Raw genomic sequence first — 12,506 nt, 5'->3', positions numbered from 1 at the left:
ATGAGTTTGGTGGCGCTATCCATCAGCCCACCACACCTTAAGCCTCGCCTTTTGGGAAGTGACAAATTATCTGGAAATTGGTATTCTAAAAATTCGAATTTTAGGAAAAATAGTCAAAAACTACTGTTTTTCTGGAAAAGGCTGAGAAGCCTTATCACACATACCTTTCCAGATTTATTTTAGAATCGACCTGTTGCGGTAAAGAATTGGCATCGACTAAGGCAAACATAGGCTAGTTCGCAAACAAATAACTTGGCCGGTGACAGCGTATAGAGCGAACAACAACCCCCTCAATAGAAAACTGGTCATAATCGTAGATAGAAACGGGTTGAATCTGTTCGTTTGCTGACAGTAACAAGCGGTTTTTTATATCAAGGATCTTACAAACAAACTCACCATTGAAGTTCGCCACAATAATGTCAAGATTCTTAGAGGTCTCATGGCGGTCAACAATCAAAATATCTTGGTTAAAGATGCCGACGTTCTGCATCGAATCGCCACAGGCTTTGCATAAGAAAGTCGAACTCGGGTGCTCAACCAACAAATCATCGAGCGATAAGCTCAGTTGAGAATATTCGGCAGCAGGTGACTCAAAACCGGTAATGCCGGCTCCAGCAGAAATGGGGATAACTTTCATAGCAAACACCTAAAAATGATACTGTATAAAAACACAGTTCTATTTTTAAGGATATTGATAGAAAAGGCAAGAAGATAAAGTGGAGTAACCACCACGGCACGACCAACCGCGGATTTACCAACACCAAAGAAGCTAAAGAAAAATCCCCAAATATCCACAACCTCTAAGCACACTTTAACCAAGACGGGGCGCAGCTCTGGGTGGGCGGGGGATGTGGTGGGTTCTTCCATAAAACAGCTTGCGCCTTTTATGGATTGGCCGGAACGGGCAACATTAAGAACGCACCACAACAAATCAGCAAAAGGAACATGATGAACCTTACCGCATGAGGCACGGTTTTTGTACCTGATGCGACCACCAATTACCCTGCTTTGCCCGTTTTTTTGGGCAAGGCAGATGAATAAGCGCCAGCTCTGCTGGCTTCAAAAAAGCACGTCTTTTGTGCGGTGGCGAAAATTTAACATAATGTCCAATAATGCTTGAAGTAACTCAGTGCCCGACAGCTTGCTGGCGAAAGGCACGTGTTATTTTGCATTATTCCACATTATGTTGAACTTGAGCACATATCCCCAAGCTTGGGGGATGGGGGTTGAAAATAAAGCTTTTAAGGCATGTTGCTACGGAAAGTCTAGCGGTGCCGCCCTGCCCTTTTTGGCGGTTGCATGATGGGCAGTTGCGCGTAGCGTAACAGTTTTTGCCCATGATGCGTTTTTACGTGAAAAGGGGCAGGAAGTGGCCCGATAGGCTTGGAGTGGTTAGCAATATGGCACTATTGTAATCAATATCCGCAATAATGGACAAAATGATAGTGAAGAAGGCTAACGCACTTTGTTTACGTTTTTTGTAAACAAGGTGCGTGGTTTGAGTTGATGCGAAGCATGAACGATTTGGATATATTTTATGTATCGAATAAATGACTATTAATAAAATTATCTATATTATTTTGTTTAATTGAAACATATTGGGTAAGGAGGCAAGCCCAAAACTGAATTATTTTTAGTTTATTTGACAGCAAAGGAAGCTATGAAATTTTTAACCGCATGTATTGTAGCCACAAGTATACTCCTAAATGGTTGTAATAATTCAAGCACATCACCTGAGAAAAGTGCCAGTAAATTAACATTTATGGGCAAGAGTATGTCTGTTTATAATGGTGAATATTGTGCAGCACTAAATGCAGAAGTGTATATCAATGATGCCGATGGCTCTTCCCCTAGGCTTGCCACACTAGATGAAGGCGTTTTAGATTTAGATGATGTTCCTGAAAATGGTTTCATTACAACAAGAGAGCTTTATGATGAAGGTGGAAGTTCCGGCGGGAATAATCCAAATTATATTTATGTAGTCACTAGCATTCAAAAAGAAGCAATTAGCCAAGATGGGATGCTTTTTTTTGAAGGATATAATAATTACGATTTCATACTGGGTCAGCGCTGTATAACACTCCCGATAGACGATTCTAGTACAACAGTTGTCACGAACGCCGATGAATACCCAAATACCGTTACAGTATCTCCAGATAATGGAACACCTATGTATGATGGTGTTCCTGCTTCTTTGTTGGGTGAAGAAGCATCATTCTTTACTTTTTCATTAAATGATGTTGGAAATATTACTGGAAATTCAAGTTATGGTGTCAGCAATACTGAGACAGTAACAATCAACAAACCTGTCGTTACTTACCCGATTGTGGGAGATCATGAAAAAATCAGCAGTTATAACTCTACTCTTAGCGTAAATGATGTACTTTCTAGAATAAATACTTCCCATACATCAACTTCTCATTCTGAACTTTATTTACCTCAAGAGATAGATATAATCAGCCAAATGACAGCATTCAGAAGTGAATACTCCTTAGATGCTAAGGTTTGGTCAGAGCAAAGAGTCGTGCCTAAAAATGGCCAATTTAATGTCAATTTCCCATCAGCGCAACCAATAGATTCGATGACTATAAATGATGATGACTCCATATCATTTATAACCAATAATTTCCGTTACAACGTTATTGAAAGCGAGTTAAATGGTAGTAATGATATAACTCCTTATATCATCAATGTTTTTCAAGTCACTAAGGCATCAAAGACAATACATGTGGAACTACCTGAACCATGGGCGTTAACTGACATAAATAGAGCCTCAATTACGCTCTATAACTTTGAAGATAGTAAAAGTCTCGACCTAAGTATTATGGCTGAATTAAGGAATTCTGAGTTAGTGATGATAGATCCCGCTTCTAGTGCAATTCATGATTATAATAAAGCCATTATGACCGAGTCGTCTGTCGCTGGGGCTAGTGTTGATCTTTGAGTGTATTGTTAAACTTAACCAGGAATTCAAACATGGCTAAATTGAAAGACACAATAGTGAAGTCTATTAATGAACAATCAAGTGATAATACATCGACTTTAGATATAGTAAACACTGGTCTAATAAGGTCTCTTGAAGGTGTTAATATCGTCCTAGAAGAAGCAAATTCTAGGATGAAAAATATAGATAATGCTTTAATTGATTATTTGGATAAAAATAAAGACAGCATAGAAAGAAAGCGAAAAGCGATGGATGAGCATAAAAAAAGATTTCTAAATCGATAATAAAATTTGGGTAATTTATATATCCAACACTCTATAAACCGTCGTCCGACTACATCCCAGTTCTTTACTGATTGCATGCTTATTCATGCCCTGCCCCGCAAGCTCTTGTATGCGCTGATGTAAGGCTTCATTAGGAAAACGGAAGATGTCGCCCTTCTGCTTTAGCGCGCTCCCTGCCCTCATTACAACGCTGTAAGATACGTTTTCTTTCCATTTCAGCAAAAGCAGATATGGTGGTATAGATAACTCGCCCCACATCACTGTTAATATCCACATTACCGAGATCATGAAAAACCAAGCCTGCGCCTTTTTGTGATAATTGGTCGGCGATTTGCAGCGCATCAATGGTATTACGAGCCAATCTATCGACTTTCATGACGTGAATAGTGTCGCCCTCTCGTGCAAAATCGAGCATGGCATTAAGTTGTTCTCGTTCTGAATCTTTGCCACTGGCGTTTTCTTGAAAAACTTTATCGCAACCCAGTTGCTTGAGCTGTTCAATTTGAGTTTTAAGGATTGTTCTTTGGAACTGACTCGTGCATAGCCGATTAACATAAGAAAGTGCTCAATAAGTTATAATTAAAATAGTGTACATGTTTACGATATCATATTAGGACTTTTTGAACAGTTATGTGTAAGGATATTTTCGGTGCATCAAAAGTACACCTTTATGGACACTCACTTCCAACTATTATGGTTGAAGTTTCAGTTCTCGCCTTTTCATATAATCACGTAAAGTGCTCGGCGCCTCATCGATTAACTTTGCCGTTGGGCGTAACCCTAATCCCATATTAAGGTACTTTTCAATTTGGTCACGCTTGGTATCGAGTTTTAATTGAGTTGCTTGTCCTTTAGGGCGTCCAAGCACCATGCCATTTTGTTTTCTAGCGGCTAATGCTTCTTTGGTTCGCATAGAGATAAATTCGCGCTCAATTTCAGCAGCTAAACCTAGCACGGTTGCAGTAATTTTCGATTGCATAGAGCCATCAAGCTGCATGTTTTGTTTGGCGATATAAACGCAGATCCCTTTTTCCATACAAATCTCTAATACCTCTAGCACTTGTAGAGTCGAACGGGCAATGCGACTGACTTCGGCAAAGATCAATTTATCGTCTTGCCCCATTCCATCAATGAGCTTACCTAATTGTCTTTCTCGCCATTTCTTTTTACCGGTAATAATATCTTCCACAAAAACTAGATTGGCGATTCCAACACGGTTTGCGTATTCATAAATACCATGCTTTTGATTAGCAACATCCTGGCTGTCTGTTGAAACTCTTAAATATGCGTAGTTCATAGTTCCTCCATTTAGAGGTATAGGTTGTAACAAGCTTATGAATTCAAAAGAAGATTATTATTTATAAATGAGAGGCTTTTATCTTAAAAGACAAGAAAGAGAAATGATTGGAGTGATGTGGTGAAGTGTGTCAATCGTAGATTGTCCACTTATCCACATCAGCTATAAGATCTATTTAATACTATTAAAACTATAATATCTATTTAATCTATAAAGACTATAGTGATTATAAGTTATTGTTAGTTAAGTGATTTTATGGGTTTTCTGATCTCTTTTTAGGTGGGTTGATCACATGTTTTAGGTGTTCATGATCACATAGTAGGTTTCTTTGATCTTAATTTAGGTGTGTCGATAACACATTTTAGGTGTTTTTGATCATTTATTAGGTCTTTAGATAACATAATTTAGGTAATTAATGGTTTTGCCAATGACAAAAGCATTTTTTTTCTATCGTTTACCTAAATTATGTTATCTGTCTGCTTAGATCCTCATTGATCTGCTAATTATCCGTCTTGATGACCTAAAAAGTGTTATGAAGGCTTCTTTTTCGTAGGTAGATGACATAATTTCGGTATACACACCTAAAAAGTGTTACCTATATCTCAATAATCTGGATTGTCATTTATCTCAATGAGAGTATTTATCTTCTCTAAAACGGACTCAACTTCTACTTCTTCCGGCTCTACTATTGCTTGCCGTTTTGCTAAGCTTTGGTCAACTTTATCTGCGTGCTCATCTTTACCTAAGTATCGGTATGCCATTGAAAGCTTGATAAGTTCTGAATCTGTTAGACGTTCTTTATGTTGTAATCGTTTTAGTTCAAGAACTTGAATAGTGTTTTTTGCATCATGTTGATTGAGTTCTTCCACGTTACCTTGTTTAAGCCAGCGGAATAAGAACTTTATCTCAACGATACGATTTCCTTTTTTGATAAGTTCAAAGCCTTTATCGCCATTGTTACTTTCTAAAAATAAGATTTCTTTTCTGATCGTTGGATGTTTAGAAAGCTCTTCAATACTGTTACGAATACAGCGTTTCATAAATACACTATTGTTTTTAAATGAACTTTTATCATTCTTAAGCTTTCCTGATTCATCAAGCAAGCCAAACACACCCTTCAAGTCGTTCAGTTTTTGAGGGTGCATTTCAAAACCTTGGTCTTTAAAACGGCTTAATAACTCATAGAGTCGTTTTGAATACTCTTTATTAAGATCAAGAAAGTTATGAGTATTGATAAGTGCAAACCCTTGGTTGTACTCAATATATTCGGATTTAAGCATATCATTTGGCACCATCGTTAGTATGCCGTTTTTGTATTTGATATTTTTGAACAAAGGACGGTAGTCAAATTCCACTTCTCCCCTACTCGTTTCTACTTTTATCCCAATTTTATGACTAGCTAATCGGTTAGCTACAGGGCTTAAATTACTACCTATGTGTTTAGAGTTGATACCTAACCATTCAGAAAGTTGATGTGAGGTGAATTCATAATGAGGTGTATTTCCATCCCAGTCGGTAACTTTCATGTTTGCAATCATAAGAGCAAAGAGATCAGCTTCTCGTGCTGATAAGTCTTGTCGACTAAATACAAGTTGGTGCCCTTTCTTTATATGTTTAGGGAGCTTATCGCTAACTACCGGGTAATAAAACTCTTGTTCTTCCATACAACTACCAGTCATTCAAATAACAGAATATAGGCAATGATAACAAAATTAAGGTAAAAACACCTAGATTTTGTTATGTGTTTTTAATTTAATTGCTCCTGATCGGTTAAGACGTATATTTGTCAATTTGGTCGTATATATAAGTAGTTTCTCTAGCAAGATTTCATCTTGATAGGAGCCGATGATCGATAATTAGAATACTTTGATTCTTACTAGCCTTCGCCAAGTAAGGCAAACGCCAGCGAAGTGAAATAAATGGGAGGAAACTACTTAAGTAAGTGGTTTAAGGAAAAAGTAAGTGACAATGTGATGACGTCTACGGGGGACGCCGTTAGCCAATGGTGTGGATAAATAGGTTTCAAGGTGATGCCTAGCTGTTAGGGTGATACGATCCAGTACACAAACCAGCTTTGGAAATGGTAAAGAGTAACGCCTTAGCCTGCAACGGAGTGACGAGCCGTGTGACTATGCCCAGCCCTAATTAATCTGTCACAAATTATCGTACCTGATAATTCATCACAAAGAAGAACCAACATCTTATATCTCTTGGTGGAGCCGGTTGATGTTAACGCTTTTATGTTGCATAACCCAGCCACGTCATAGATACCCTGTGCGAAAAAAAACGGTCACTTTAATCGTTTTTTGTATGCAGTCGGTCATTATCATCATCCCTTATAAATGTTTACCCCTTACCTTTGGTTTGAAATTTTTTTTCTTGTGCGGAGAAAACCGATGATACTTGTACAAAATAATTCGCATAAATTAAATAACAAACACATCAATTACATTGCAACATGAATCGATTCACAACTCCCCTTACCTACTCTGTTCTAACGGTCTAATTGCGTTAATCTGATTTTAGAGGTTACAGGATGCGATTTTTAAAACTCAGAACCGATCATAAGAGAGTGCGTAAAGATGGCACCAAATACGTGACGCCCTTAATTGTGGACTCACCTCGCCGTTTTGCACCTAGCTCAGATCGAAAAGAAACCAGCTTGCGCCGTAAAGAGTGCCAATTAATTTCAGGTGCCCATGACTCGGGGAAAAGTCGTGGGCTTATACGCTTGAAAGATAATAGGCATCAAATCTGGGGGGGAAAATCGCATCCTGTTCTTTTAGAAGGTTTGATGCCGCTATCGAGCTGGATTAAAATTAAAGGGATTGATAAGTGGTATGCCTTGAAAAATGAAAGTGTGGATTATTTTACGCCTTGGCCAAAGTTGAACTTACAGCAGAAAGCCGATTTACTGGCCGACTACTTAATTGATACTCAAGGATTGCAACGCCTTGGGATGAGCCTAGCGTGCCGCCGCCAGAAGTTAAGCCCTATGAATTACCATCATTAAAAGGTAGTAGCCCACATTATAACGATCCTATACCTGCTCTTTTGCCTGCTCCTAAAGTAGATTCAGATACTATTTTTAACTCTGTACTTAGGTGCTACCCAGAAAAAAGTAAGTTTAAAATTGACCTTAATTTGATTGCTGGCGTTCGTGCTAATTTTGATGAGTATCGATTAGCTTTAGTGTCGATGTGTAACAAGGAACAAGCAGGTGCCATGAACAGTTACTTATTGAAAGTGGCTACCTTACCTAAAATGAAAAGCCATCAATGAATTGGCTTAACCATATATCAGTTGCCGGTGCTATTTGTGCCACTGTTTCACCTCCTCATGTTGCTGTGTGTGTTGCAGGAGCAACCGCACCAGATTGGCTTGAATATGTTTTTAAAGCGTTTAATCGAAAGATAAAACACCGAGGTCCTACCCATATTTTGACTCATTGGTTGATAGCTGCGATAACGTTTACTTTTGTGTGGGATTACCACGGAATTGGAACCGCATTTGCTTGGGGTGGCGTTAGCCACATATTGACTGATGCGATGACCGTTTCAGGTGTGCCATTCTCTCCATATATTGATAGGAGGTTTCACCTATTTGGTGGAAGATTGCGCACTGGTGATCCCATTGAATATGCGATATCAGGTGGGGTAGTGATTGCCTGCATTGGTCTGATGCAACTAACAGGAGGTCAAGGTTTTGCACCTTTTTTCTAGGATTGGAGCGGCTTATATCAGAAGGGTGTAATTGACGCTTTAGAATGGAAAACCAACCGATTTAGACTGATATGATTTGTCATTATTCAGGCTGAATAATGACAGCTTTTTTAGGGGGGAAATGATAATTACATGATAGAAGTAAATTGTTCAGTTATGTGTTTTGGTCGAGTAATTGCACCACCCATAACAACAGCATGGCCATCTAACTCTAAGCAACGCTTTGCCACTGCTGGAGTTTGTACATTATATTCAACTTTAATTGGAATATTTACTTTTGATAGTAATATTTTAAAATCCTAAAACTGGTATATCCCATTTTTTACAGAAACGAATTAAGCTTGCTTCACCTACACCTGATAAAGTCGCCAGTTCAGATGTCGATATCTTTGTTTATGGTTATCATTACTGCTTGGTATCAATGGTTTTAAGCTCTGTTTGTATAATCAGCTAGACTTATGATCAACAAGCGTAGCTTCTACTTCTCGACGTAGTTCTTCCTCATTGGGTAGGTAAAGCTGGTACTTTTGAACAAACAAATTCTTATCCATACCGTAAGTGGCATACTCAACTAACAACTCATCTTTATCTTTACTTAGAATAATACCAATAGGGGGATTATCACCTTCAACATTTTCCTCGGCCGCAAAGTAGCCCATATACATGTTCATTTGACCAATATCTTGATGTTTTACATCGTTAATTTTTAGGTCAATTAAAACAAAGCAGCGTAGGATCCGATGATAGAAAACCAAATCTACTTTGTAGTGTGTGTTATTCAATGTAATTCGGTATTGTCTTCCTACAAAGGTAAACCCTTTACCTAACTCTAAGAGAAAGTGCTCTAGATGATTGCATAGCGCAGATTCAAGTTCTCGCTCACTGTAACTATCGGGCTCTGGTAGGTTTAAAAACTCAAAAATGTAACTGTCTCTTTGAATATCTTCAGGTTTGGTTATTAAGGCATTTTGCTTAGCTAATGCTAGTACCTCAGTCTTATTTTTACTTACAGCAAGGCGTAAAAATAAGCCAGATTCCTTCTGACGTTTTAATTCCCTAACACTCCACTTAGCATCAATAGTTTGGTTGGTATAAAACTCCCGCTCAAATTGATTAGATATTTTTAATAATTCGACATGATGTGACCAACTCAAATTGTGCGACACTGTCGCATAATTTGTATTGAGTACATAAAATTGGCGAAACCGTTGTAAATTACTCACACTAAAGCCTTTACCGTGCTTGAGTTTTAAATCGTGGCTTAAACTTTTAAGTAACTGTTTCCCATACTCTGCATTGCTTTGACCATTCTGTTCAAATTCAACAATATGACGGCCAATCTCCCAGTAGGTCATCACCAAGCCTGCATTTATAGCGGCAATGGTTTTTTGCTGACCTTGGGTAAAGCTATTCGAAATATTATCAATTAGATGGCGATAAGATTTGACTGGTTTAGTCATGGTAGATCCTTAGCATTGATAAAGAATAGGTTTACTGTTTCATATTATAAAGTACAGCTTCAATCGCTTTATCTAACTCATCCTGAACTTTTTTAGGCAAACGGCCAAACTCATACGAGAAATTACGCCCTTTAACACGCTTGCGAGCAAACAAGCCTTTAGTGTCAAACTCAGCTAAAGGCGTGACTTCTGCTTTATCATTTTCTAGCTTTGCTTCTGCAATTTTTAACTCAGTTCTTATAGCTAAAAGTAGGGCGTCTTTTTGATCTTCTAGTGAATATTCAGCCTGAATATTGACACTTTTTTTCTGAATGGTTTTCACAAATGAAGTGAAAGAAACCTTATCAGAAAAGGCTTTCATCACTTTATCAAGCAGGGCGTAGTCTGGATGTGATAGGTCATTGACGACAGGGAAAAGTGATACTAATTTAGCGTCTACATTGGCGGCTTTTATTGCTTTGCTTACACCTGCCTGGCTTAAACCAAGTTGCTGTGCGATCTCGGCTTGGGTGATTTCATCATTCGACTTTTTCAATGCTAAGCACTGCATCCCCATTTCACGCAAGTTATGCTCTTTAGCGGTTTGTAATTGTTTAGCAAGAGCTTTGGCATCGGCAGTAGAAAGGGCATCTTTAGTGACAAGGATTTTAAATTGGTCGAGCTTGCCTTCTTCCAATAAAAAACGAGCACGACGACGAGAGCCATCCAGTACATCAATTTTTCCATTTACTTCATGGCCAACAGCAGGGTAGAACTGCTGGAACTGAATTGAATCTAAATCTTGTAGAGATTCTTTTGTTAGTAAAGACTGATCACGGCCATTCACATCAAAGGTGACTTTGGTGTCATTTTTTACTTGTTCATAGCTCAATGTGACTTCATGAAAAGTGGCTTTTGTGCCAGAAGCTAATTCCCACACCATGCTTTGGCCTACCGCATTGATGCCAAATTGTTGGGCTAAAAAGTCGTGAACGGATTGGCCAGATTTTTCAACTTCAGTAGTCAACTGACGAGAAAGGGATTCAATATTGGATTGAGTGGCACCTTGTTGGGCTGCTTGTGAGCCAACAGTATTGCCTAGTGGGCTGATTGCGCCGCGTTTCTTCGCCATTATGCTTGCTCCTGTTCACGCCATACATTGTGAATGTCACGTTGAATTTGACTTGTGACCTCGTAACTATTTTGTTGTGCTGTTTGAAAGGTTGATTTGCTCTTAGGGTACTCACTTTTCGACATATCAAACACCGTGGAGAGTAGGGATGATGATTGTCTTATCGCTTCGCTGTTCTTAAACTCTTTGGAGTATAAGTAGGGCGCAAAGTGATCATAAAGGCTGTTCATCAACTCAGTCGTAGTTGAGCCATCTTTGTGATTGGTGAGTAAAATTTTCATGAAGTTGTAACCAGCATGGTCAGCATTCTTCAATAACGCCCATACTTGTGGAATGTAGCTAAAGTAAGAGCAAGTGGCGTCGATATCATTTTCAGTAATCGATAGTGGGAATACCACGCTGGTAGCCGCAAAGTATGCATTGTAGGTGGCATAACCTAATGATGGAGGCGTATCGATGATGATGATATCGAACTCGTCGTTTACTGCATCAATGATCCCACTTAAAATGGAGTAAGGGGAGGGTAGTTGTTGAGTAAAGACTTGCTCATGAAACCAACCTTCAATAGCTCGGTCGGTTTGTGATGCAGGTAAAATGCGCAGGTTTGGAATGGTGGTCGGTAAGAACGCTTCGGATACTGCCTGCTCATAAGTTTCACCATCATCTAAATCAAAATTGCGCATCATTAAGTCACCAACAGACAAACAACCTTCCTGGGCGGCTTCTGGTGCGTAGTACATTGAAAGGGTGGCTTGGCCATCCATATCAATCAAACCAACGCGGTATTCTTGGTGAAATTCTGTGGCTAGACCAGAGGCTATAGTGGCAGCGGAAACGGTTTTACCTACACCACCTTTTTGGTTTTGGATCACGATAACTTGAGCCGTTTGTTTGTCACTACGTTGAAACTTTACTTCTTTGCGTAGGGTCTCTGGTAACAAATCACGCACACGATACATTTCTTCAATATCAATCGACCATTGCGAGTCGTCATGGCGACGTGGGTCGATTTCCGCATGAGAGACATACTTATCTAACGTTTTGGCATCGATACCTAAATAGGTTGATGCTTCCGCTCGCGTAAAATTACGCAGCTCTTTACGGTGATTAGCCAGTAATCGTAAGTTACGGCGCTTGATGTATTGATCAGCCCCTTCTTTAAGTTGCTGAAAATCTTGTGTGGTGTGATTGGTATCCATTTCCGCCTCCATAGTGGAATTAGAAATAGTATATACCTTGTTTTTTGATGTATGCAATGAATATTGATGTATTGTCGGTTTTTTTTGTAGAGCGTCCAAGCCTATTCAAGAACTTAATGTGTAGCGGCCAATTAAATTTGGTCACAGCTTTAGATTTTCCTCTATATTTTCTTATCTGAAAGTTAGTTATATTGTTTGTTATTGTAACTTGAAAATGTCCATTTTTGACATGATGATTAAAAGAGCAATTAAATACTAGGCAGACTTTAGTTAGTAAGTTTTACAAATACTAACAGAGTTCCGGATTACAAGTGACCCTTTTAAAATATCTGTTGTAGGTTGGATCTGTTGCCCTGAGCTTAATGCGAGGGCCTTCTCCATTGCTAAGGTTGTTAATTGCTGGATGGGAATATCCACGGTTGTGAGTTCAGGGGAGAAGAAAGTCCCAATCTCTTCATTATCTATTCCTAGTACGGAAATTTCTCCAGG

13 protein-coding genes and 3 pseudogenes are annotated in these 12,506 nt (G+C 38.9%); 6 read left to right on the top strand and 10 right to left on the bottom strand.

Going from position 1 to position 12,506, the window contains the following annotated elements:
- Positions 1-183 (top strand): hypothetical protein (locus FH976_RS15970; protein WP_228767456.1); only part of this gene is annotated, 183 nt, incomplete at its 5' end.
- A 49-nt stretch (positions 184-232) separates the two neighbouring features.
- Here FH976_RS15970 and FH976_RS14055 read toward each other — a convergent pair.
- Positions 233-637 carry a LexA family protein gene (locus tag FH976_RS14055; protein WP_089138384.1) on the bottom strand — a complete coding sequence of 135 codons (405 nt, stop codon included), beginning with the start codon at positions 635-637 and terminating at the stop codon, positions 233-235.
- Positions 634-867, bottom strand: coding sequence for a hypothetical protein (locus FH976_RS14050; RefSeq protein ID WP_194091460.1), 234 nt, complete (start codon positions 865-867; stop codon positions 634-636). Before FH976_RS14050 ends, FH976_RS14055 begins: the two co-directional genes overlap by 4 nt.
- 793 nt (positions 868-1,660) lie before the next feature.
- Here FH976_RS14050 and FH976_RS14045 point away from each other — a divergent pair.
- Positions 1,661-2,944 (top strand): hypothetical protein, encoded by a 1,284-nt coding sequence (locus FH976_RS14045; protein WP_194091459.1) that lies wholly within the window; start codon positions 1,661-1,663, stop codon positions 2,942-2,944.
- 32 nt (positions 2,945-2,976) lie between these two features.
- Positions 2,977-3,228, top strand: a complete 252-nt coding sequence (locus FH976_RS14040) for a hypothetical protein (protein ID WP_194091458.1) — start codon at positions 2,977-2,979, stop codon at positions 3,226-3,228.
- A gap of 15 nt (positions 3,229-3,243) precedes the next feature.
- On the opposite strand, the pseudogene FH976_RS14035 reads toward FH976_RS14040, so the two are convergent.
- The 3 genes and pseudogenes from FH976_RS14035 to FH976_RS14025 form a co-directional block, all read right to left on the bottom strand.
- Positions 3,244-3,783 (bottom strand): annotated as a pseudogene (locus FH976_RS14035) (recombinase family protein).
- Positions 3,784-3,919: 136 nt separating this feature from the next.
- Complete coding sequence (locus FH976_RS14030; protein WP_194091457.1) at positions 3,920-4,525, bottom strand: recombinase family protein; 606 nt, start codon at positions 4,523-4,525, stop codon at positions 3,920-3,922.
- A gap of 602 nt (positions 4,526-5,127) precedes the next feature.
- Positions 5,128-6,189 carry a replication initiation protein gene (locus FH976_RS14025; protein ID WP_194091456.1) on the bottom strand — a complete coding sequence of 354 codons (1,062 nt, stop codon included), beginning with the start codon at positions 6,187-6,189 and terminating at the stop codon, positions 5,128-5,130.
- Between the two features lie 872 nt (positions 6,190-7,061).
- On the opposite strand from FH976_RS14025, the gene FH976_RS14020 reads away from it, so the two are divergent.
- The 3 genes and pseudogenes from FH976_RS14020 to FH976_RS14010 all read left to right on the top strand — a co-directional run bounded on the left by FH976_RS14020 (position 7,062) and on the right by FH976_RS14010 (position 8,322).
- Positions 7,062-7,538, top strand: a complete 477-nt coding sequence (locus tag FH976_RS14020) for a hypothetical protein (RefSeq protein ID WP_228767455.1) — start codon at positions 7,062-7,064, stop codon at positions 7,536-7,538.
- A pseudogene (locus FH976_RS14015) lies at positions 7,469-7,705 on the top strand (hypothetical protein); the annotation flags it as partial. The gene FH976_RS14020 and the pseudogene FH976_RS14015, both read left to right, overlap by 70 nt.
- A gap of 98 nt (positions 7,706-7,803) precedes the next feature.
- Positions 7,804-8,322: pseudogene (locus tag FH976_RS14010) on the top strand (metal-dependent hydrolase).
- Positions 8,323-8,375: 53 nt separating this feature from the next.
- Here FH976_RS14010 and FH976_RS16175 read toward each other — a convergent pair.
- The 5 genes from FH976_RS16175 to FH976_RS13985 all read right to left on the bottom strand — a co-directional run.
- Positions 8,376-8,537 carry a beta/alpha barrel domain-containing protein gene (locus FH976_RS16175; protein WP_194091461.1) on the bottom strand — a complete coding sequence of 54 codons (162 nt, stop codon included), beginning with the start codon at positions 8,535-8,537 and terminating at the stop codon, positions 8,376-8,378.
- A gap of 156 nt (positions 8,538-8,693) precedes the next feature.
- Positions 8,694-9,707 (bottom strand): PDDEXK nuclease domain-containing protein, encoded by a 1,014-nt coding sequence (locus FH976_RS14000; protein ID WP_194091455.1) that lies wholly within the window; start codon positions 9,705-9,707, stop codon positions 8,694-8,696.
- Positions 9,708-9,738: 31 nt separating this feature from the next.
- Entirely contained in the window at positions 9,739-10,818 is a 1,080-nt protein-coding gene (locus FH976_RS13995; protein WP_194091454.1) for a ParB family protein, read from the bottom strand.
- Positions 10,818-12,017 (bottom strand): ParA family protein, encoded by a 1,200-nt coding sequence (locus FH976_RS13990; RefSeq protein ID WP_194091453.1) that lies wholly within the window; start codon positions 12,015-12,017, stop codon positions 10,818-10,820. Before FH976_RS13990 ends, FH976_RS13995 begins: the two co-directional genes overlap by 1 nt.
- A gap of 270 nt (positions 12,018-12,287) precedes the next feature.
- The coding region (locus FH976_RS13985) for a substrate-binding domain-containing protein (protein WP_194091452.1) at positions 12,288-12,506 on the bottom strand (219 nt) is incomplete at its 5' end.

The organism is Vibrio hibernica (assembly GCF_015223435.1).
Lineage (GTDB): Bacteria > Pseudomonadota > Gammaproteobacteria > Enterobacterales > Vibrionaceae > Vibrio > Vibrio hibernica.
The sequence above is the reverse complement of the archived record's forward strand: the minus strand, read 5'-3'. Positions and strand labels throughout refer to the sequence as shown.